This is a genomic window from Veillonella tobetsuensis (assembly GCF_002959935.1).
GTDB classification, from domain to species: domain Bacteria; phylum Bacillota; class Negativicutes; order Veillonellales; family Veillonellaceae; genus Veillonella; species Veillonella tobetsuensis.
Map to the genome: position 1 here is coordinate 40,403 of NZ_PPDF01000003.1, position 24,588 is coordinate 64,990.

The following is a 24,588-nucleotide window of genomic DNA, read 5'->3' on the forward strand; positions in this document are numbered from 1 at the left end:
TTTCATAAACATACATAATTATTTTATTTGTGGCGTAATCCAATTGCCCACTTCTTTCAAATCTGGATAATCCAATTGACGCATAGCCTCATAGGCAATAATAGCCACAGAATTAGAAAGGTTTAAAGACCGCGCCTCTTCCACCATAGGAATGCGAATGCACGTTTCTTCATTACCTTCTAATAAACTTTCAGGTAAACCTCTAGTTTCGGGACCAAACACGAGCATATCACCGATTTCAAACTTCACATCAGAATGCACATGTTTTGCCTTCGTTGTGGCATAAAAATAACGACGATCAGGATATTTCGCATATAGTTCTTCTATATTTTCATGAACCTGCACATCTACCAAATGCCAATAATCAAGGCCTGCCCGTTTAACGTGCTTATCGTCAATGGAAAAGCCCAATGGTTTGATTAAATGCAAGGTCATATGGTTTGCCGCACAAAGGCGTGCAATATTACCGGTATTACCAGGAATCTCCGGTTCGTATAATACAATTTCCATACTATTCCCTCTATTCTTATGTCTATATTATTCTACCTAATCTATAGTGTGTATTCAAGTAGTGAATTCTATTTTTCCTAGGTGGGACAAAAATAGTGCCACCCTAACGTTCTCATTTACTGCTACTACGAATAAAATGACCGCTCTTACCACCATCTTTTTCGACAAGATAGGTAGGTCCTATAATCATGCCCTTATCGATAGCTTTACACATATCGTACACCGTGAGAAGTCCCACTTGAACCGCCATAAGAGCCTCCATTTCGACACCCGTTTGCCCTGTGGTTTTAACAGTAGCCGTAATCTTTACCGCTTTATTATGTGTATCTGTTGTAAAAGCTAAACTTTCACCATCAACGAGATGACAATGCACCTCTACCTTGGTGAGCATCAAAGGATGACATAGAGGGATGAGATTACTCGTTTGTTTTGCCCCCATAATAGCAGCCAGTTGAGCCACGGACAAAACATCACCCTTTTTCATCGTTCCACTTTGGATACGATCAAAAATAGCATCATTAATGGCGATAAAACCTTCCGCCACCGCGATACGGTGCGTATGGTCCTTTTCAGATACATCCACCATCCACGCATTACCTTGTTCATCAAAATGTGTTAAATCCATATTATCCCCTTATTTCATGTATAAATGTACATCAATAGTTTTACTTTTTTCATTTCTATTATACAATATAATTAAATTAGTATATATGAGGAAGGAAGTGTCCCTATGAAAACAAAATTAACTTATTTCGGTCATGCTTGCTTTATGCTAACAAACGGTGATGTATCCATGATTTTTGACCCATTCTTAACGGGTAATACATGGGACGTAGCAAAAAAAGAAGATATTAAATGCCAATATATCTTTGTTAGTCACGGTCATGATGATCACTATGGAGATACTGATTTCATCGCCAAAGCTAACGATGCACTTGTAATCTCTACTGCAGAGGTAGCAGGCAAAGCAGCCGAAGCAGGTTGCCGCACACACGCAATGCACCTTGGGGGCAAATATGATTTTGAATTTGGCTCCATCCGTTTAGTGCCTGCATTCCACGGCGCGGGCGTACCAGGTGGTCACGCAGCAGGTTGCCTCATTAATTTCTTTGGTGACATCCTTTACTTTGCTGGCGATACAGCACTCTTTAGCGACATGAAACTATTGAGCCGCTTTGGTGATATCGACTATGCACTTCTCCCTATCGGTGACAATTACACAATGGGCGTTGAAGATGCAGCCCTTGCAGCTAGCTATGTAAAAGCTCGTATCTCTATCCCAATCCACTACAAAACATGGCCTGTCATCGACCGCGAACCAGCTGTATTCACAAGCCTAGTAGAAGGCAAATACAACCAAACTGCAGTTATTATCGATCCAGGTTCTTCTATTGAATTAAATAGCTAATCAAGCATAATTAACCGAGGAGACACCAACTTCCGAGATCTTTCACCGGCTTTTGCTTCGCCCCTTCAGGGCTCAGGCCAAAGTCAGATTTCGAAAGTTGGTGTCTCCTTTCTGCTTATCACTATAGAACAAAAAAGAATGGCACCAACCATACATATGATTGGTGCCAAAGAAGACTCGTAGGATGAACGCCCATATATTAATTGTAAATAATCTTGTTGCTGACTAAATATATCGTTTATACGTACTTCCTTTCAGATTATAAACCTAATTTTTCCATAACCATTGCCAATTTAGCTTTAGTTTCTTCATTTTCTTGTTTAATTCTTGCATTTTCTTCTTTCAATGCAGTAATTTCATCATTCATTACGTATATAGAGCTGATTGGACCACCTTTATAACGTTCAGGAATTTCTTTTTTAGCGGTGGAGGAACCCACTTTTTTAGTTACTCCAACATTGAACATGTTATTTTCATCATCAAGAGTTACACCAGCGTGGAACATAGTGCTTTCATCAGTGAAGTGAGCCACACCAACTGCTACAGCAGATTTATTATGATAATGACCATATGCAGCCATGATTTGAGTTGGTTCCAATGGATCGTATTGAAGTGGTTTCAAACCAGCCAATGCTGCCGCATTTGCACCAGTTGTATTTATTTTGCTATCCAAACCATTAAATGCACTATTTACACCACTCAAAGTAGCTTGTACTTGACCTACAGTTGCTGCATCAGTAGCAGATGTACCAGGTGCTACATTATGGATTTGGTTACCTCCATTATTCAAGCCATCCGTAGTCAAGGATACAATCTTACCAGGGTTTGTAGGACTAGAAGCACCAGTGATAGTTATACCATTACCATTAGTTACAGTTGTGTTACCAGCTGCATCTGTAGTTGTTACATTTGTAACAGAGATTGAATCTTTAAGTGCAACATTAAATACTTTACCATTTGTAGCTGTATCTAATGATTCCGTAACTTTAATATTATTACCTGCGGTAACTTTACTATGTGCACCACCACCGATACCAGAGATCATATTTCGTACTTGAGTCAAGTTAACTGCATCAGTACCATTAACGGCTGTAGCTACATTGCTAATCGTTTTATTACCAGCATTGATACCGTCTTTTGTAATGCTAGGACCAGTAGCAGCACCCGTGCTATCGGTGAAAGATAGACCAGAACCATTTACTACAGTTGTATTACCAGCTGCATCTTTAGATGTGAGACCAGCATTGCTGATTTTAGTCTTACCAGTTGTAACAGAACCATTAGTGCCTAGATCAATATTTTCAGCTAATTTAACAGTTAATGTATCTGTACCATTTGCAGTTACCACAACATTGTTAGTTGTGCCATTACCAGTTGTACCACCAACTACATTAACAGTCGTACCTAATGCACGGTTGAATTGTGTGCCAGTATCTCCTTTAAAAGTCAATCCACCATTAACAGTATTAGTCAAATTAGTAATATTTTGCTTTACATCAAATAATTGACCACCATTGACTGCATCTTTACTATTAGCAGCAACTGTGCCATCAGCAACGTTAGTTAGTTTAGTTGTAGCACCAGTCGTTGTACCATCTGGATTTACAAGGCTGGCTACTGGGTTAGTTACAGCCGTTGCACCTACTACAGTTGTGCCGTCTGCATTTACCTCAGCCGCTTTGTAGTATTTCCCATCATTGGCTTTTACTAAACGCTCACCAGCATCATTCGTGTACACGATAATACCAGCTTCGCCATTACGAATAGCATTTGTTTTATCCGTTAAATCTTTACCATTTAATCCATCTTTGCCTGTTGGTCCAGTGATAGAGGCTCCAGCTGTACCATTAGAACCATCTCGACCATCTTTACCATTGCCAGCTACAGTAGCGGCTGTATTAATTTTATCTTTGATAGATTGTGCTAAATCAACGGTAATGGCATTACCATTTGCAGTCGTTGTTACATAATTAGCAGTACCATTAACAGCAAGAGATTGGGTTGCTAATGCTACGGTTCCTGTCGTACTGTTATCTGCTGCAGTCTTAAGTGTAGTCGCTCCTCCCGTTGTAGGGATTGCTGCAATAGCCGCGTCTAATTGCGCTTTATTAACTGCATCTGTACCATTAACGGCTGTGGCTACATTGCTAATCCTTTTATTCCCCGCATTGATACCGTCTTTTGTAATGCTAGGACCCGTTGCAGCATCAGTACTATCTTTGAAAGATACACCAGAACTATTTACAATTGTTGTATTGCCTGCAGCGTCTTTTGAGGTTACACCAGCGTTACTAATGGCAGTATTGCCCATTGTAACAGAACCAGCTGTACCAAGATTAATCTTTTGTGCTAATTTTACTAACAATGTATCTGTACCATCAGAAACTACACCAATGTTACCATCTGTTAATACAGCACTAGTTGCTGTATTCCCTTTAATATTTAGTGTTTCATCTAGTTTGCGAGTGATAGTTGTACCTGTATCACCATCGAATTTGATCCCTTTTGTAGTAACTGCAGTATTGGCAGCGTCTGCTGTTGTTTTTACGTCAAATAATTGACCACCATTGACTGCATCTTTACTATTAGCAGCAACTGTGCCATTAGCAACGTTAGTTAGTTTAGTTGTAGCACCAGTCGTTGTACCATCTGGATTTACGAGGCTGGCTACTGGGTTAGTTACAGCCGTTGCACCTGCTACAGTTGTGCCGTCTGCATTTACCTCAGCCGCTTTGTAGTATTTCCCATCATTGGCTTTTACTAAACGCTCACCAGCATCATTCGTGTACACGATAATGCCAGCTTCACCATTACGAATAGCATTCGTTTTATCCGTTAAATCTTTACCATTTAATCCATCTTTACCTGTTGGCCCAGTGATAGAGGCTCCTGCTGTACCATTAGAACCATCTCGACCATCTTTACCATTGCCAGCTACAGTAGCAGCTGTATTAATTTTATCTTTTATAGATTGTGCTAAATCAACGGTAATGGCATTACCATTTGCAGTTGTTGTTACATAATTAGCAGTACCATTAACAGCAAGAGATTGAGTTGCTAATGCTACGGTTCCTGTCGTACTGTTATCTGCAGCTGTCTTAAGTGTAGTCGCTCCTCCAGTTGTAGGGATTGCTGCAATCGCCGCATCTAATTGCGCTTTATTAACGGCCTCTGTACCATTAACGGCTGTAGCTACATTACTAATTGTTTTATTACCCGCATTGATACCGTCTTTTGTAATGCTAGGACCCGTTGCAGCATCAGTACTATCTTTGAAAGATACACCAGAACTATTTACAATTGTTGTATTGCCTGCAGCGTCTTTTGAGGTTACACCAGCGTTACTAATGGCAGTATTGCCCATTGTAACAGAACCAGCTGTACCAAGATTAATCTTTTGTGCTAATTTTACTAACAATGTATCTGTACCATCAGAAACTACACCAATGTTACCATCTGTTAATACAGCACTAGTTGCTGTATTCCCTTTGATATTTAATGTTTCGTCTAGTTTGCGAGTGATAGTTGTACCTGTATCACCATCGAATTTGATCCCTTTGGTAGTAACTGCAGTATTGGCAGCTTCTGCTGTCGTTTTCACATCAAATAATTGACCACCATTGACTGCATCTTTACTATTAGCAGCAACTGTGCCATTAGCAACGTTAGTTAGTTTAGTTGTAGCACCAGTCGTTGTACCATCTGGATTTACGAGGCTGGCTACTGGGTTAGTTACAGCCGTTGCACCTGCTACAGTTGTGCCGTCTGCATTTACCTCAGCCGCTTTGTAGTATTTCCCATCATTGGCTTTTACTAAACGCTCACCAGCATCATTCGTGTACACGATAATGCCAGCTTCGCCATTACGAATAGCATTCGTTTTATCCGTTAAATCTTTACCATTTAATCCATCTTTACCTGTTGGCCCAGTGGTAGAGGCTCCAGTTGTACCATTAGAACCATCTCGACCATCTTTACCATTGCCAGCTACAGTAGCGGCTGTATTAATTTTATCTTTGATAGATTGTGCTAAATCAACGGTAATGGCATTACCATTTGCAGTCGTTGTTACATAATTAGCAGTACCATTAACAGCAAGAGATTGAGTTGCTAATGCTACAGTTCCTGTCGTACTGTTATCTGCTGCAGTCTTAAGTGTAGTCGCTCCTCCAGTTGTAGGGATTGCTGCAATCGCCGCATCTAATTGCGCTTTATTAACGGCCTCTGTACCATTAACGGCTGTAGCTACATTGCTAATTGTTTTATTACCCGCATTGATACCGTCTTTTGTAATGCTAGGACCCATTGCAGTATCAGTACTATCTTTGAAAGATACACCAGAACCATTGACAATTGTTGTATTGCCTGCAGCGTCTTTTGAGGTTACACCAGCATTACTAATGGCAGTATTACCCATTGTAACAGAACCAGCTGTACCAAGATTAATCTTTTGTGCTAATTTAACTAACAGTGTATCTGTACCATCAGAAACTACACCAATATTACCATCTGTTAATACAGCACTAGTTGCTGTATTCCCTTTGATATTTAATGTTTCGTCTAGTTTGCGAGTGATAGTTGTACCTGTATCACCATCGAATTTGATCCCTTTTGTAGTAACTGCAGTATTGGCAGCTTCTGCTGTTGTTTTCACATCAAATAATTGACCACCATTGACTGCATCTTTACTATTAGCAGCAACTGTGCCATCAGCAACGTTACTCAATTTTGTAGGAGTAGTCGTAGATCCAGATGCATCTAATAGACTTACATGAATATCGGAGTGAGCAACTGTACTGGCACCAACTTTAGCCTTGCCTGTAGTGGAATCAATATCACTTTCTAAATAATACCCCTCTGTTGTACCAGTAGAGTCCGTTGTTTTTACAACTTTATTACCATTAGCATCTACAAAAGCTGTTTGCTTATCATTTTGAGCATCTACTGCAAGCTCTGTTAAAGTGTTGATGGCTTTTGCATGTTCATTTAATGCAGCTTGCGTGATATCATCAAGCATTAAATCATAAGATGCCATAGTACTTGCACCAGCTTCAGCAAGGCCTCCAATATTTGCAAATGCTAAATTGTCTGACAATTTACTAATAGTTACAGTTTTACCCGTAGTCGTAGTAGTTTTGGTGCCAAGGACTTCTGTCTTGATTGTACCTTTCTGGGCTTTACCAGGTGAGGAAATTACGGTTTGTTTAGTTTCTACTGGAGAAATTTGAGCAGCTTTTTTAACTGGACTTGTAGCATGAATATAGTTTCCATTACTATCAACAGTGCCACTATCATTCCACATTTTAGTAATATTACGAGTAGATGTTGCTTGCTCTGTACCATTTGCCACAAAGGATGTTTCTGGAATTAACTGACCATTTGCATATATATAAGCAGTCGTATTCGTATTCCCATTAAATGCCATACTTGTAGGATTTGCAATTTTACCAGAAATTGAATATGTACTAGAATCCATAGCTGTTAAACTTGTACCAGGCAGTAAAATACCACCGACATATGTAAGATTATTTGAGGTCTTAACTTCAATTGTACCAACTGTAGTAGTCGCCCCTTCTGCACTAGCTGTATTCACACCACTAGTGATTACAGTTAACCCTAATATAGCCATTGCCGCTAATCTAGCAGATCCTCGAAAACGACATGTACTTTTCCCCTTCTCAGATGTAACTACATTGCATCCTTTTTTTTCATTCCAAACCACTTTAAAAATTTTGTTCATAACATTCCCCTAAATAAACTTAAAATAATCCATTAAAAACACTTATAGTTAATACATGCATCAATCTTATCAATTCTGAATATCAAAATCAAGAACAACATCTACTAAATAAAGGAAACTCATCGCAATTTTGAGTAAAATGTTAAGATTACATTATATTATAATTTTGATAAGATTTACTTATACTTTTATTATAAAATCCTCTTCGTAAATCAGCTGCTTAACAATCCTAATGGAGCAAATATCATCTACATTCAAAAGGGAGGTGTGGGTGTCTAAAATCTGACTTTGGCCCGTTCTCTTTTTACCCGATGTAATCAATGACTTACCAATCTTAATAAGCTTGGTAGCATCTACGTCCAGAAAGGGGACGAGGGTGACTAAAATCTGACTTTGGCCTCAATCCATAAAAAGGACGCAATCGCGTCCTTTTTCTTCTCCCTATATAACACGGGAGAAAGGAATCAATAGCCTCTATCAGCCGACTTTGGCCCTTTCTTTACTATACCCCCAATAATCAGCTGCTTAACAATCTTAATGGAGCAAATATCATCTACATTCAAAAGGGAGGTGTGGGTGTCTAAAATCTGACTTTGGCCTGAGCCCTTTAGGGCGAAGAAAAAGCCGGTGGAAGATTTTAGACACCCACACCTCCCTCTGCCGTAAATAATATGGTCTAGTTAAGATTGTTAAGCAATGATTACTCCTGATTCGCCATGGAAAACCCCGACCTACTGCTCATTCTCACGAATTCGTCGATATCTTGTGTTTCATCAACACCAACATAGCCCATTTCTCGAACTATACCATGTGGGTTAAGCAAGGATAGTTGAGGTTCTGGTCCGGTGAGAACCCATAGCACCTTATACCCTTTTGGTATATCACGTAGACGTTCTTCCCCTTTACCATCCGTAAAGTATACTAATAAATCTACATGTTGTTGATTGGCTAAGGCAAATACTGGTGAAAAAGCAGTAGCCCCTCGTACATCAAGGCGCGGTTTCACATCCTTTACAGATTCCATTGTATAGGTGCGGCGTACCTCATTATCACATTCTATAATAGTAATGCGATGGTTATACGCATGTACTATTTGTAGCACTTGCTCTAGTGCATTGGTAAATTCCACATCCGTAATACTACCACTCATATCGAGGGCTACCCACACATTCGCCTTATGTTCGCGCAATGTACCAGACAATTCCAAACGCTCAGGCTGACGACGATTGCGACGCACTGTCGTTTTTTTATGTCCACTAGCCACCTTGCCCATCAATTTTTTTAGATAAAAATACCAAGGCAATGAACGCCGCGTCTTTTGGAATGTATCGATTAAGCTTTTTATGTACCCCTCCATAGTACCTTTAGAGGCTTCATTAATATAGCGTTCTGTAATCTTATCCATTGTTTCTGTATCGATAGAGTCGGACTCGTCCCAGATGTCATGACTCGTATCCGCATTATACTCCATAGCCACGACTTGATCCGAATCCTCAACGGCGATAAAAAGGTCTGGTTTTTCTTGCAATGCTTTATCGATAGCCTTTGCATAATATTCTAATGTGCGGAATCGCTTTAATAATAGTCCAAACCGTGCATTTACATTAGCCACCGTAATAGCATCACGGTCTACATATTCTAAATAGTCATTTACAACCATATCCATCGCCATATGGACGGCTTTTTTGTGAAAGCGTTGCCCCAATTCTTTCACACGCATCAAATGGGCCGAGATAACATGTAATATTTCTCGTTTAATGCCATCTTTCATTACATCTGGCGGCTGACGCAGCATGATGAATGGATTTACATATAACACATAGCCACCACGCTTGAGATTAATACCAAAAGCGCTCGTCATATCTAAACGTATACGATGTGTCATTTGCAAATAAAAGTATCCAAAAAACTGGTCTTCATCAAGAAGCAAACTGTTTACAGTATGTAGTATATGCCACAAACGTTGCTCAAAACCATCTGACAACACATGTTGCGTCAATACAGCTAAATCAGTTCCCGCTGCATCATAAAGATCAGTAAGTCCCCGACCAATTGTACCAATATGGCTATCTGACATATTGTGATTTACCATATCAACAGCCACAGATTCTGCGCTCTGCTCATGTAGCGGATGTGCATCAACATAGGATTGGTAACGAGCGTAAAGTTGTTCATACAAAGCATCTGCATCACGAGCGATTTGATTGCGCTTTCTATGCCATCGATTTAGCTCCTCGATAGCCTCTTCATCATAACGCCCTGTCTTTTCCCATCCATCTATATGAGTGAGCAGGTCTGACGCATCGCGGATGTCGTCTTTATCTAAATTTCGATTCATAGTTCCTACCTATCATACACTCTTTTATGAATTAACGATTTGCTTCAAAAAAAGTGTCAATAAATAACTCATCTTCGATAGCATAGTTATAAACATGTTCATAGGTGTTGCGTAGATCCTTCATAACAGCAATGCGCAAATCCCCTGGGTAAAGTGTGAGGAACTCAATAAAATGATGTACTTCTTCGGCATTACTATTGCGGTTCAATCGATATAGCATATTTTTCGCCGATACGTATAGGCGAGTGGGACTTTCACCATTCACAGTTTCCTGTAAGGACATAACAGCACCTGGTTTATGGACAGCTGCTAAAATATCATCAAACGATAACAATGGTTGTTGCTCAGTTTCAACGAAATTAACAAAAGCTTCTGCAATGAGTTTTCCCACATTGCCTCGAATGACATTTTGGAATACGTCACGACTATAATTTCCTTGTTTATAGATACCATAAATTTGAGACACCCGTTCAAAAGAACGCGGCGTTGCATCAATATCGTCTTCGTGGCGTTGGTTCAAATAATCTGGATAGGAGGAAATAAATTCAACCACCTTATCTTCAATGTCCGCAGAGATAGCCCAGTCAATCCATTGCATGTAATCTGCTTCCATATAAAGCCATACGAAACGATTTTGTTGAGCTGGATCCATATCAATCGTTTGGTAGTCAAAGGAATCCTCTGGGTTCATAGCCGCAATGATGCGCACATCATCGCTCAAAGCAAATCCATTGATTTCTCGGTTCAAAATCAAATTCATTAATTCTTGTTGTACCGCATGCTCTGCACGATTAATCTCATCGATAAATAGCAATACATGACGACCTGCATTAACAGCTCGTGACACATGTTCCAAGGTATGATGCACGGCATACACGGTTGTTTTAATCTCTTTAACTGTACCGTCACTATCTTTATGTGAAACCGTTTCTACCGTTGGCAATCCCCCTATTTCCCCTTCTTTTAAAAGATTGCCATCAATGGTGACGAGTTCCCAATCATGAACCTCTGCTACACGCGCTGCTAGCGATGTTTTACCAATCCCCGTTTCACCAACGAGCAAAGGTACTTGATTAGCAGCTAGCACTAATTCCACACTAGCCATTGTATCTGTAAAATTCATTATGACTCCTTCTTAATTAATATAGTAAATACTGGTCGATAGCAATTTTCTTTGCCTCTATAGATCCGTATACATCAACTAATGACAATATATCGATGGGCCATGTTGATTGACGTCCGCCTATTGCCGGATTAGTTACGAGTTCTCGCACATAGCGATCTTCTACAGCAGGATTTGCAATCATTTCAGTTATAATTTGTCGAACCATGTCGACAGTTAAGCCTAGTTGTTTTGGCACATACCCAAGTATCAATGTAGAAACCTTCAATAACTCTACCACTGTTTCTAAATCTAGATTCGTAATTTGACGCATAGCCTGCGGGTCTTGTAACACGGCGGCTTTCAAAATGTCCAATGTAGGATTCTGGATATAACGCAATGCTAAATAATTAGATTTTACAGCTGCCATTTGAACCTGTTCTGATGGATTGGCAATATATTGCAATGCATCATATTGTGTTTCTACAGCCCTTAACTGTAATTCCTCTGATGGATTTGTAATATATCGAATGGCCCAGCCCGATTGGTCTAAGGCAATGCGAACCACTTCATCTGACGGATGTTGAATATACTCAAGTACCGCCCAATCTTGTTTGACTAATGAAATCAATAATTCGTCACTTGGATTGTCCACATATTGAATGGCCCGTGGCGACTGTGCTAACGCAGTTTCAATCACTCGATCAGTAGGATTTTTAATGTACTGTAATAACATCCCATTCTGTTCCACACAGACTAACTGCATTTCCTCTGTAGGATTAGGGATATTGCGTACGCCATGGGGATTGTTTTTGAGAGCCGTTATATATTGTTCCTCTGTCATACTATCCTTCTTTTCTATCTAAAAAGGCCATACGAATACGTACGGCCTATACTGAATTCTATTCCTATTGTATCATAATTTTTCGATATAATTATATCTGTTTCGTATACTTACTACACTGTTAATGCATCTAAATCAGAATTATTCCCAATAACTAATAATTTATCATCTTCACCGAGGATGGTAATTGGGTTTGGTGGAACTTCTAAATCCTCACCGCGTCTTATGCCTACTGCATTAAGATTATATTTCTCACGCAAATTGGAATCTTTCAAACATGTGCCAACCATAAATGAAGGCATTTTTATTTCTATAAGACTGATATTTTTGGATAGTTGTAAATAATCCATCACATGGTCTCTAGTTAAAAATTGTACAAGACGTAATGCCATATCATATTCAGGGTAAATCACTTGATCTACACCTATTTTATGAAGCATTTTACCTTGTATATTATTTTCAGCCTTGGCCACAATTTTAGGTGCGTCTAACTCTTTAAGAAGCATAGCTGTCATTAGATTGGCTTGAAGATTTCCACCTATAGCCACAATAACCATATCAAACTGGCTTAGCGCCAATGCTTTGATTGCCTCTTCATCGGTTGTATCTGCAACTATAGCATGTGTTATAAATGGTGAAATTTTCTGTACAACTTCTGGATCAATATCTACACCTAATACCTCATGATCCATGGAAGCTAACATCTTGGCAACAGTGCCACCAAATTGACCAAGACCTATTACTGCTATCGTTTTATGTTTCATATATGCCCCCTTTTATATTCAATCTAATCTGTTTTTATAACAATACACGCTCTTCTGCATAGCTAATTGGTTTAGTCGGTGCCGTTCTTAACGCCCAAGTACCAATAACAGTCATAACCCCAACACGGCCCGTAAACATGACAAGCATCAACACCCATTTACTACTTTCAGATAAATCAGGTGTAATCCCCGTCGAAAGACCTACGGTCCCAAAGGCAGAGGTTACCTCAAAAAGTATTCGAATAAAGTTATACGGCTCATCCCAAGCTAAATAGCAAGTAGCAAGCAAAACAAGAAGGATGGATAAAAAGATTATCCCATTTGCCTTAAGGACAGTAACCAACGAAATACGACGTTCAAAAACCTCTGTATCAGAACGATTATTAAATAATGTATGCGATGCTAGAAAAGCGACAGCAATAGTACTAATTTTAACACCGCCTCCTGTGGAGTTAGGACCTGCCCCGATAAACATAAAAATGATGGTAATAAACAGAGTTATGGGATGTAAATCATTATAATCTACAGTTGCAAGACCTGCCGTACGAGGGGTAATCGATTGAAATAGAGCAGCCATGACCTTATTCCATATAGGTAAAGGACCAAAAGTTTTGGGATTCGCCCACTCAACTCCCAAGAAAATAATAGTCCCTAAAAGGATGAGCACCGTTGTGCCAACTAACATTATTTTTGTGTGTAGTTTTAAATCTACAAAACGTCGTAGCTTGCGATGCGACCAAATATCAAAGGTTGCGAGATATCCGAAACCACCTATTACAATAAGGGCCATTGTATTTATATTAAATAATACATCGCCCACCATGGCATAAGGTAGATCATTATCAAAGAATATAAACCCTGCATTACAAAAGGTCGAGATGGATTGCATGATTCCCGTATATAATGCAGCATCACCAATATAAGGATATAGCTGAATGGTATAGAGAATACCACCAATAATTTCGGCACAAAAGGTATAAATAGTTAGCTTTTTCGTAATGTGTAAAAGCCCTTTCATTCCATCTTGCCCTACATCCTCAGATAAAAGCACGCGATTTTTTAGACCTACCCGTCGCCCTAATACTAGAGCGATAATAGTGGTAAAGGAAACAATCCCCAAACCACCTAATTGGATAAGGATTACCATGACGATTTTGCCAAACAAGGACCAATGATAATAGGTATCTACTGTCGCCAATCCTGTTACAGAAACGCAAGATACTGCGGTAAAAGCTGCATCTACAAGCGCTGTACTATGGCCTTGAGCATTTGATAGGGGCAACATGAGCAATATCGTCCCTATAGTCATAACAGCCAAAAAGCTAAGAGCTAATAGACGATAAGGATTATGTTGCATATATTGCTGAACTTGATTTTTTGAAGTATTTTTCCACATAACCATAATCCTATCCTATAAGCGCCTTGATATCTTCTAAACTCGGCAATGGACTGCGGCCGCCAATTCCTTGCGTATTAAGAGCTGCTACAGCAGAAGCAAAAGTAGCCGCTTTTTCTAAGTCCTCGTGCGCACAACTATGGAGTAAATCGATAGCATTTAAGGACTGGCTCGTTTCATTCATAGTTGATGTGTTAGTACCATCTGCTATTTTGCAAAGTGTTTTTGTAAGCATATACAAAAAAGCACCATGGAAGCTATCTCCAGCCCCCGTTGTATCTACTACAGTAGCTTGAGAAAATGGTTCACATCGATAAGATGTTCCATCAGGCCATACAAAATAACTACCATTAGCACCATCGGTAACACCTGCTATGAAGGCTCCTCGTTCATGAATGATACGACAAGCATCTTCTAAATTAGTTGTGCCTGTATATTTTTCAGCATAGTCTCGAGCTACGATAACGATGTGACTGGCTTCTGTAATAGGCTTCATATCTTCATCGTAGCGTTGAGCACCACCATCTAAAGAAATAATAGTGCCTACCTCTTTTGCAACGGCCATAGCAGAGCGCATGAGTTTGCGATGTCTACCATTGATATGCAAAATATAGGCAGATTCTATGAGTTGTTTATGAGCCTCTAAGAACTCAGGCTCAGTTGCAGTAGCTCGTTCAAAAAATACAGCTCGCTCCCCTGTCTTCTGTTTCACAAGAATCGTTGCAGTTCCACTCTTAGCATCCGCATCAACTTGGATGCCCTCTGTATTGACATTATATTTATGAAAGTCTTCTAGAATATAGCGTCCAACCATATCATCCCCAATACGGTCAATCATAATAGTACAAGATCCATATTTACCAGCCGTGGCTAGTGCAGTCGCTACCGGCCCGCCGCCATCTGTAGTAGACGAGATGGCCTGTTGCACCTCACGCCCCGTTGGAAAATGATCAACCACGATGAATCGATCTAAGGTACTAGCCCCAATACCAACTATATCTATCACTTCGTTAGGAAATGCATTCATACTAACCTCCTAATACCTTGTATAACTATATGTACAGAATACATTCCGAAACATAAAAAGTAAACCCTAGACCACGATATATTCTCGTTAAACTGAATAGTCCAGTTTAAAGAATAGATTGTAATCTAGGGTTTTAATACTAAGATAAAACGTACCTGTCAATGTTTGTAGTTATTTATATGAGAGGTTGTTAGTGATAATTAGGACATCATACGTTCCATCATGTATTCAATTTCATCAGCGCTCAAATTCGACATAGCTTGAACCATGCGATTTGCTGCTTCACCAGAGGCACCACTCTTAGCGATTTCTTCTTTTGCTTTTGCCATGAGTGCTTCTTTACGTTGCGCTTCTGTCTGTTCATCGGTTGGTACCGAAATATTCGCCTTTCCTTGGCCGATACCACGTACCTCTTGATTAGGATTTTCTTTAGATGTGGTCTTCGTATCTTGAGCCGCTACGGATTCTAAGGCAAAGGAATTTTTACCAGTTAAAATATATTCCATAGCCTCCAATGTACTTTGCGTGATATTAACAGTCCAGAATTCACCGGCTGCTGTTAATTTATAGAGCAAGCCATTGTAGGAGACTAAACCACGTTCTTCCCAAAGTTTATACAACCAATTCAATTCGCCTAGCTGCGGATCCATATCTATTAAAGTATTGATATTTAAGTAACCTTGTTCAAGTTGGCTCACAACTTGATTAACAAATGGTTGCAAATCACTTTGCTTCATAAGTGCCATAAATGGTTTTTCACCACGGCTTACCATATCTTCATACGGTTTTAGTGCGCGATGTAGCATCATGCCATATCCATCAACATTACCCCCTGCACCACTGCCGAATGGGAACATTGGTACACCTGCTTTAGCTAAGATATTGTACAAGCTACGTTCACGGTTATTAGCACTCCAATGAGCAGCGCTTAATCTACGGTACGCACGGGCATCTAAGTATTTACGACCAAATTCGAACATATCACCTTGCATAGCTGTTGTTGCAGCTGGTGGTACCTTACCGCTCGCAATATCCCGGTTTAGATCACTTCCATCGAATACATTCAATTGATATAGGTCAGCACCATCTACACCAGAACTTACTAAGTCGGCTAAGTCTTGTTCCCAAACCTCCATTGTTTGACCAGGCAATCCGTAAATCAAGTCGATAACAACAGAACATTGACCATACGCCTTTAGGGCCGCTAGCCGTTCTAGTACGGTTTCTTTTGTATCCAAACGACCTACCATTTGGCGCACTTCAGTATTAAAGGATTGGATGCCAATAGACATACGGTTAACGCCATTATTCATCCATACTTCAAGATTTTCAGGAATCAAATCATGAATGCGACCTTCTAGGGTAAGCTCATAATCATTAGCTAGTGGTAAGTATTCTTTAATCGCTTTTAACAAGCGCTCAGAGTTTGCTGGAGATAAGGATGTCGGTGTGCCACCGCCAATGAATACAGCGTGGATAAGACCATCCTTTAAGCGCGGGCTTTCACTAGCCAGCTTAAGTTCCCCAATAAGGCCATCAATATATTGGTCTTCAATACTTTGGCTCGTACCATTTTGAAAGAAACCACAGTATGTACATTTCGTTTTACAAAACGGAATGTGAATATAGGCACATTGCATTTGACCTTTTTTAGGGGCCCCCTTCATAACAGCATCCCATACATTTTGTGATTCCTTAGGTGAAATCAAAGTCCCATTAAGCCCTGCATGAACAACGCGTTTATGAGGAAAAGCGCCGCTCATAGGATTATCACAGGCTAAACCGAGTTGCAGATTCCGTTGTTTCTCCGGAATGGATTCAAAAAAGCTTGCTAAACTCATACGTTTCCCCTTTCACTCGTTAGCCTTGCAACTTTGCAAGCACAGATTTAGCAAATTCTTTCGCATTTGCAAAATCTTGTTCATCAGGATGCGTTTCTGCCGCCTTATGCAATGCATCACGTTCAGGGCTTTGTCCATGAGCAGATCCTGGTGGGAACATTTTGTACATCATCTCGATTACTTTAGGATCAATTTTACCTTGACATACAAAACCATCCACCAAAGATTCTTTATTAGGCAATAATGTAGATGCTTTTTCAATACTTTCACGAGCATGATCAGAATCAGCATACATCCCCAATGTAGCAAAGAATACGACATGTTTATTGTTCAATGTTTCAATCAATTTAGCAGCTTCTTTATTCGCTGTGCCGCGGTCTACCCAAAACCCTACAAATACGGTATCGTAATCTGCAAGGTTTGCAGGCGCTTCTTTAACAGGCACACAAGGTGTACCTTCTGGCATTACAGAAGCCATCGCTTCTGCTACACTTTTTGTATTTCCCGTGAGTGATGAATATAAAATAATAGTACTCATTAATATCTCCTTTTATAAATTATAATTAATCTTCGTCATCTGTACCTTCTGCCATGTCAAATCGTACAGGAACATGGACCGGTTGTACATCACCTGAGTTATTTGGGTATGGTAAGGAGCGATACACAGCGTCCATAGCCGATTCTTTCAATAGTGGATCATCACCAGATTCCACATATTGCTCTATGCCATTACCATTTGTATCAATACGTACAAAGACTACGATTGTTTCATGAACTTCTTTATGTTGTCGAATGTATTGCTGTGGCATTACTTTTCGACTATTAACAGTGTTATAAAAACCTTGTGTATTAAAGGCTGCACGTGCTGTACCATGACCATCACCACTACCTGGTCCATCACCTGTACCTGTGCCAGAGCCTCTACCATCGCCAACACCTGTACCTTCGCCGGTACCATGACCGCCGCCTTTGCCGCCGCCAGAACCGGCACCTTCACCACCACTTTCACCAGCAGTTCCAGTAGATTTACTATCACTATTCTTAGATGGAACATCGACAGCATCTGGAATATCTGTTGCTGGAGAAGGATCCATATTTGCTACAACAGCCTGCGTTCTTGCCGCCACTTCATCTGCAGACAATGGTTTTGGGAATAGAGATGATCTATCACCGCCACCACCGCCAGCATGACCACTACCGCCATCATCGAGCACACTTTGGGTGAGATCAATTTCATAGGTTTCCATTTCTTGAATAGCTGGAACGACTACAAAAAAGATAACGGCAATAAAGAGAGCAACTAGATGAACTACGGCGGATATAATGGCTGCTTTTTTCCATGATATGCCTAGACCCATAGTTATCCTTTCTGTTCTGCTGCAATAGCTAAGCGTTTAACGCCAGATTGTTTGAGCATATCCATGATGGCTACTACTTGGCCATGAGCTGCTCGTTTATCTGCTTGTAAAATAACGCTAGCATTAGGATTTTCTTGAATACGTTGTTTAATCATAACTTCTGCTTGATCAATACTCATTGGGTTATTATCAATTGTAATATGCCCTTCTGCATCTAATGTAAATACAACTGGCAACTGAGCAGGTGCAGAAGCACTTGTCGCTTGTGGTAATTGTACAGATAATGCTTTTTGAGCAACTGTTTGTAAGCTGTTCATCATGAAGAATACCAACAAGAAGAAGATGATATCAATCATTGGAATGATCATGAATTCCGGCTTAGTTTTCATGCGAAAGCTTTGCAAGTTCATAATTATTTCCACCCTTCTCGTTTAGCTGTAACAATGTTTACACACATATTTTCAATTTGGTTAATAATGGAATCCAAACGATGGCTAAAAACTGTGTACACTATAAAGGCCATAATCGCAACGCATAAACCAGATGCTGTGGCGATGAGGGCTTCGCCTACACCACCTGTAATGGCGGAAGCACCGGCACCAGAGTCAAGGATACTAAAGGAACCAATCATACCTGTTACAGTACCAAGCAAACCTAACAATGGGGAGATTGTAACCGTTGCACTGAGGTAATCCATATATTTACGGAAACCTACTGCATCAACGCCCATTTGATCAGCAAAGGCTGTCTTCATCGCTTCTTCGCTAGAAGCATTATGTAAACCTGCTTGAGCAATACGACTTGCAATGGACGGGTTTTCTTGAATTACTTTATCAATTTCATCCCATTTTTGCAGTTTTGCTAATTCATTAACTGCATGAGTCACCACATAGGTTTTACCTGCATATTTACGGTAAAAGAAAGCACGTTCTACAGCGATAGCGATAACCATAAAGGACAAAAGTAATAATGGATACATTACATACCCGCCACTATGAAACAAGTGAATGACATAATTTAGATTTTCCATACTAATAAACCTTTCTGTCTATTTACAGACTGCATACTAGAACCTGTAGGTTCCTTGAATTCTTGCATAATCGCCTAACTTAAAGCTTTCATTACCATATAAGGTATCTCGTTTATTTGTGCCCTTTGCATCGAATGTATAGAATGCTTCAAGGAGTAAATCCTTGCGTGGAACATAGCCTGCACCAAATGTGAAGCTGCGAATACCATCGAGATAACGATCAGGAACAGCACCTGTGCCATTACCACCGAGGAATGAACCATGAGCAAAGTATTTATAGTCGATGAACGCATTCCAAGATTTTGGAATATCTAGATCAGAACGGCCAATATCGAGTCGTGCCATCCAGAAGTGCGGTGTACCACCCATTTGATGTCCCTTAATAGTGAAGTCCGCTGTACCACGTTCATGATCATATACGGTGTTACCATTCATATAGCGACCAAATTTTGAGCGGTTTTGACCATAATCTACAGTAATTGCTGTGCTTTCACCGATTTGATATTTAGCACCGATGCCAAATACATTTGCAATATTGGAGAAGCTTTGTTCATCATTACCGTTGCCATTGGCATTTAAGAAGGTACGTTTGCTACCATTAAAGGATCGTAAATACCATGCTTGTAAGCCAAGACGATCGCCAATTTGTTTCTTAACTTGAACAAAGGCCGCTGTTTCAATTGGTGGAATTGTATCTTTTTCAAGAACAACACCTTCTGTTTGAATGATGTTACCAATGATTTTACCAATTGCTTCACGTGGTAATTTGTTTTCAGACTCTGCATCATGTACAACCTTTTCAAGATTATACATATAGTTGAACAATGCATTTGGCATGCCCCAACCATAGTCAGAACTACCTTCACCCCAATCATTGGAGGACATTGTAAAGTTCTTTTTGTAAATCGCATCTTTAGCATCATAATCACTAAATACATAACTACCACTATCGTATTTATATGTTTTAGCACCTAAGTAACCAGTGAACTCATAATCACTAGCTGGTTGTCCATAGTAATCATAAGATTGTTTGAACGTGCCATCTGGCTGTTTAACCCAAACCACATCAAGCTCACTATTGTTATAATTCTTCCAGTTATCTGTAGCATTATATTTAGCAATTTCTGCTACGGATTGATTAATTTCGTCACCATGTTTTTCAACATAGGCTTTAGGATTTACTAAAGCCTCCTTATTATCAGTAGATACGATAAGACCTTTAGCCTTTTCTTTTAAGTATTCAGGGTATAAAGAAGAGTTCACATTATACATAATGTCCCCGGTCTTATAGAGTTTTTCCCCTGTATTCTTATTAGTGATTTCATACATTGTATAACCACCAGATGGAATATCGAGAGAGAATTTCTTCTCAGCCATATCTGTAGGGTATGCCTTTGTAAGAATATCTTGTAAGCGGCTCATGATTTGAGCTTGTTTTTGTTGAGTCTCTGCTAATTTAGCATTAGCTTTTTCAATTTCTTGATCCTTATTTGGGTTGCTCCAACTTAGATTCAACGTAGCTTTATACGCATCATATTCATCTTGTAATCCTTTTAGCTGTTGATAGAAGTAAATCGTATCTACCTTACCTTTATAAGTAGATTCATAAATACCTGTTGGGCTATCTGGTGCTGGTGCATCCTCAGTGGATTTGCTTTCACCATCAGACCCCGTTTTTGTAGCATTATTAATATCATAAGGATAATCATCACGATTAATACCAATCAACTCTGCTGCTGTTGGAGGTCTAGTAATCACTTCATGTACCACATGGGTATACGCAGAATCACTAATACCCGTGCTATGTTTAAAGTTACCTACACCAACGCGAACTTGTGTATCGTTACCGGTCCATACGCCGCGAATCCCATCATAGGACTGACCAAACCAATAGCCACTTGCTCCCATAGGTTCAGTTAAACGACCTACGGAAACATCCCATTTCTTAACGCGTCTTGTCAAATCAACAGTATCGAGACGTTGGTGGTTAAAGCCTTTTGAATCTGATTGAGTCCAGCTTGTATCTACGCCACTCATGCCGGACATGCTACCGATAACCGATAGGTTTGTAAACGGATTAAGACGTGCATCAAATCCAAGACGAATGCGTTGTTCAAAGCTATGTCGACTCGCATCATACATATTAGCCTTCGCAGAGCCAACATAAGAATTGGCTCTATATGGAGATTGTGGACGATTCGAACCATCGTGAGCCATCCAGCGAGCACGATAGTCACCAACAAAGGTAACGCCGCGTTCTTTAGTTGTATCAAAATCAGAACGGATAAAATCAGTTAATTTAACAACTTCGGATAGGTTTTGTACTGTAGACGCTGTACCATTAGTAGATACGCCATTTACTACATCACCAGCTGCATTAGCTGATTTATTAACATCTTTACCGATTGGCGTAGTCTTAGAATCACCACCGCCAAACTTGAGGTTTACACCAATGCGATATACACGTTCTTGTGTAGCACGGTCATCATCACGATGATTAAAGATATTATTGATACCAAAATACATCATGGCGTTCTTATTGAATCGTTTTTGAACCATTAGGTTCCAAATACCAAATGTTTTCTTTTGGTAAACTTGCTTTTTATATACCCCGGCATCACCAGATAAAATATCTGGCCAGTAGTTACCACCATTATTTAATGTATTACTATCGAGCATATCAATGTAGTAATCACCCCAAATGGAACCGTTCCAACCTGTTTTTGGATTATCATAGGATACGCCAATATCAATTTTATGCACAGGTTTATCGAGCAATTGCTTTGGCATTGAAGGATCACTCTTATTGATGGCATGTAAATAAGTGTATCCTAATTTACCGGACCAGTATCTGCCGAATTTTTGTTGCACTTCCGCTTGAAGGCCTGTGATTTCAGCCATACCGATGTTTTTAAAGCTGTAAATCATATCTGGGGCACGTTGGTATTTTGCATCCCCTTTCAAATATGGTGCAAAATCTTGGAATTCTCCCGTAAAGTATACAGACATGTAGTTCTTAATACGGTTGTGGAATACGCCAACACGGGCATAGGTGTTTTTATTTTCACCTTCTAAACTCATATCAAAGTTCAGAGATTTTTCAGGCTTCAAATTGGGATTACCAGCCCAATACCAACCGAGTTTAGCTACACCAATACCTACTGGATTAGATGCATACATTTCCCAGTTATACCACAATTCGCCCATACCTGGTTCTGTATAACCAGTGCCAATATTAGCTTTAAATCGGCGTTGAGGATTACCATTCACATTGTAGGTCATCCCCATGGATGCCGATAAATTTGAACCAAACAAGCTGCTATTATCAAGGCGAATAATTGGTACAAAGGTTAAATTTTTATTCACCTGCCAAGTGTCAGAAATATAAGCATTCATCTTGCGAATCGTGCCTTGACCTGTAGTCAATCGTTGGTCCCGATTACGATACTCTTCTAAGAAGGCTTTGCCATTCAACTTAGGCGCTTTTTTACGCATTTCTGGATCACTGGACTCACCATATTTAAAGTAATCGCCTACGATATTAGAACGCGTAGCTGCCATTGATGGATTTTCAGCCTCTAGTCGAGATTTTAATGCATTATAACGTGATCTAAATTCATCTGATATTGGCTGATTATTAGGTGATGTACTGGACCAAGAACTGATAGCACCTTCAGATAATCCATAATTTACGTAATCATCATAGGTGATACCCGGTTTTTGAGCATCTGTTTCAGCACCATAATATTCATAGTCCATATCCCATTGTGGCATGCCGCTACTGGATTTAATGAACTTATAATCATGAATATGGGAATATACCTTAACGCTGTTATCACCTTTACGTCTTACAAGACGGTCTAATTTATCTACGAGGAGACTCTTATCATATTCCCAAGGGTCAATGTACATTGTACTTGTATTAGGAGAGCTCTTTAATCGGCTACCAGAGCCTTCTTCACGAGCATAGCTGACACCATAGCTAAGGCGATGCTTGTTATTAAGTTGAGTATTCGCATTAAGACGAACATCTAGTTGTTTATGGTCGATATTATCGATATAACGAAGTTCGTTGGAGCCTTCATAAGAGGAACGCCCTGTGTAATTGATTAGAGCCACATCATCCTCTTTAATACGAGAATAGTTTGTCTCTACCGTCCAATCACTTTTACCAGCTTTTGAATTCCACGCTAAATTGATAGTATTACGACCAGCTGTACGTTTAAAGTGTTGTTGTGGTTCTAAATCGGAATCAGAGTGTTTAATATCTCGCACAAGATCCTCTGTATATCGGTTGAGACGCATCTCAATTTTATTATTCTTGTTAGCTTCATATGTTGCTACGAGACCAATATCCGAAGCATCCCCGTAGTAGCGAAGCACATTCGGCTTAAAGTTATGTTTTGAGTAATCAAAGGCCATGCCAGATGCGCGACGTTTAACAGATGCTAGAACCGGCATTAAATCACGTTTACTACCAGATAGGCCAACCTTTAATTTCCCCATCTGACCAGAATCGGCACGAATGTAAAAATTTTGGAATGGGAATACATCTCCATCACTTTTACGACGCATACCTTCTGCGTTCAATTGCAATGTTGGTTTTTAAGCGCTTTTTTAGTGATGATATTAACAACACCACCAATGGCATCGGAACCATACTTAGCACTGGCAGCACCTTGAATAACCTCGATACGCTCAACGTTTTCCGCACCTAATCGTTGCACCTCATCAGCAGCACCTGAATATTTATCAAAATCCCCCAATACTGGTTGTCCATCTACAAGAATCAGTGTATGACGTGCTTCTGCACCGCGAATGGATACACCGACACGCCCCATGGCATCAACGGTTCTGGATACACCCGTTTGGGTAAAAATAATATCTTCGACTGACTTCGCCTGCTTCTTCTCAATTTCTTTCTTAGTAATGATTTGCACTTGCTGTGGATTTAATTTCGCTTCTTCCTCTGCCCATGTACCTCGTACATGTACCACATCAGTTGTGACAGATGCATTATCTGCCATAACCATGAGAGGTGCATTTAGCCATAGTGCAACCGCACTAGATAGGACTAAATAGCGTTTCGTGCGTTCCCATCGGTTCACTGTTGCCTCCTAAAATACTCTTTCTTTCTCAACTATAGTTTAATTACACAACCATATATCTCTTATTTTTATAAAATAAAAAATACACTTTACTAACAATATAATGACATTGAAAATCATTT

General features: G+C 39.8%; 15 protein-coding genes and 1 pseudogene. 1 reads left to right on the forward strand and 15 read right to left on the reverse strand.

Going from position 1 to position 24,588, the window contains the following annotated elements; genetic code table 11:
* Window positions 1-18 precede the first annotated feature (18 nt).
* Entirely contained in the window at window positions 19-510 is a 492-nt protein-coding gene (gene trmL, locus VTHSUH11_RS01020; protein WP_105092328.1) for a tRNA (uridine(34)/cytosine(34)/5-carboxymethylaminomethyluridine(34)-2'-O)-methyltransferase TrmL, read from the reverse strand.
* Window positions 511-622: 112 nt separating this feature from the next.
* The gene (gene moaC, locus VTHSUH11_RS01025; RefSeq protein ID WP_105092329.1) at window positions 623-1,135 is read right to left on the reverse strand and encodes a cyclic pyranopterin monophosphate synthase MoaC; all 513 of its coding nucleotides are present in this window, start codon (window positions 1,133-1,135) and stop codon (window positions 623-625) included.
* A gap of 105 nt (window positions 1,136-1,240) precedes the next feature.
* Here moaC and VTHSUH11_RS01030 point away from each other — a divergent pair, with 105 nt between their 5' ends.
* Entirely contained in the window at window positions 1,241-1,918 is a 678-nt protein-coding gene (locus VTHSUH11_RS01030; RefSeq protein WP_059363718.1) for a metal-dependent hydrolase, read from the forward strand.
* A 259-nt stretch (window positions 1,919-2,177) separates the two neighbouring features.
* On the opposite strand, the gene VTHSUH11_RS01035 is transcribed toward VTHSUH11_RS01030, so the two are convergent.
* The 13 genes and pseudogenes from VTHSUH11_RS01035 to VTHSUH11_RS01095 form a co-directional block, all read right to left on the reverse strand.
* The gene (locus VTHSUH11_RS01035) at window positions 2,178-7,658 is read right to left on the reverse strand and encodes an ESPR-type extended signal peptide-containing protein (protein ID WP_105092330.1); all 5,481 of its coding nucleotides are present in this window, start codon (window positions 7,656-7,658) and stop codon (window positions 2,178-2,180) included.
* Window positions 7,659-8,358: 700 nt separating this feature from the next.
* Window positions 8,359-9,996, reverse strand: a complete 1,638-nt coding sequence (locus VTHSUH11_RS01040; RefSeq protein WP_105092331.1) for a vWA domain-containing protein — start codon at window positions 9,994-9,996, stop codon at window positions 8,359-8,361.
* A 31-nt stretch (window positions 9,997-10,027) separates the two neighbouring features.
* The gene (locus VTHSUH11_RS01045) at window positions 10,028-11,119 is read right to left on the reverse strand and encodes an AAA family ATPase (protein ID WP_105092332.1); all 1,092 of its coding nucleotides are present in this window, start codon (window positions 11,117-11,119) and stop codon (window positions 10,028-10,030) included.
* A gap of 16 nt (window positions 11,120-11,135) precedes the next feature.
* Entirely contained in the window at window positions 11,136-11,942 is an 807-nt protein-coding gene (locus VTHSUH11_RS01050; protein WP_059363728.1) for a hypothetical protein, read from the reverse strand.
* 113 nt (window positions 11,943-12,055) lie between these two features.
* Entirely contained in the window at window positions 12,056-12,706 is a 651-nt protein-coding gene (locus tag VTHSUH11_RS01055) for a potassium channel family protein (RefSeq protein ID WP_059363730.1), read from the reverse strand.
* 34 nt (window positions 12,707-12,740) lie between these two features.
* Complete coding sequence (locus VTHSUH11_RS01060) at window positions 12,741-14,102, reverse strand: TrkH family potassium uptake protein (protein ID WP_105092349.1); 1,362 nt, start codon at window positions 14,100-14,102, stop codon at window positions 12,741-12,743.
* Between the two features lie 10 nt (window positions 14,103-14,112).
* Window positions 14,113-15,129: a carbohydrate kinase family protein gene (locus tag VTHSUH11_RS01065; RefSeq protein ID WP_059363732.1), complete on the reverse strand. Its 1,017-nt coding sequence runs from the start codon at window positions 15,127-15,129 to the stop codon at window positions 14,113-14,115.
* Window positions 15,130-15,329: 200 nt separating this feature from the next.
* On the reverse strand, window positions 15,330-16,970 hold the full coding sequence (hutW, locus tag VTHSUH11_RS01070) for a heme anaerobic degradation radical SAM methyltransferase ChuW/HutW (RefSeq protein WP_105092333.1): 1,641 nt from the start codon (window positions 16,968-16,970) through the stop codon (window positions 15,330-15,332).
* Window positions 16,971-16,989: 19 nt separating this feature from the next.
* The gene (locus VTHSUH11_RS01075) at window positions 16,990-17,508 is read right to left on the reverse strand and encodes a flavodoxin family protein (RefSeq protein ID WP_059363736.1); all 519 of its coding nucleotides are present in this window, start codon (window positions 17,506-17,508) and stop codon (window positions 16,990-16,992) included.
* A gap of 25 nt (window positions 17,509-17,533) precedes the next feature.
* A complete protein-coding gene (locus VTHSUH11_RS01080; RefSeq protein WP_105092334.1) occupies window positions 17,534-18,328 on the reverse strand; it encodes an energy transducer TonB in 795 nt (264 codons plus the stop codon).
* A gap of 2 nt (window positions 18,329-18,330) precedes the next feature.
* Window positions 18,331-18,738: an ExbD/TolR family protein gene (locus VTHSUH11_RS01085; RefSeq protein WP_059363741.1), complete on the reverse strand. Its 408-nt coding sequence runs from the start codon at window positions 18,736-18,738 to the stop codon at window positions 18,331-18,333.
* Window positions 18,739-18,740: 2 nt separating this feature from the next.
* On the reverse strand, window positions 18,741-19,358 hold the full coding sequence (locus VTHSUH11_RS01090) for a MotA/TolQ/ExbB proton channel family protein (RefSeq protein WP_105092335.1): 618 nt from the start codon (window positions 19,356-19,358) through the stop codon (window positions 18,741-18,743).
* Between the two features lie 36 nt (window positions 19,359-19,394).
* Window positions 19,395-24,466, reverse strand: a pseudogene (locus tag VTHSUH11_RS01095) (TonB-dependent receptor plug domain-containing protein).
* Between the last annotated feature and the right edge of the window lie 122 nt (window positions 24,467-24,588).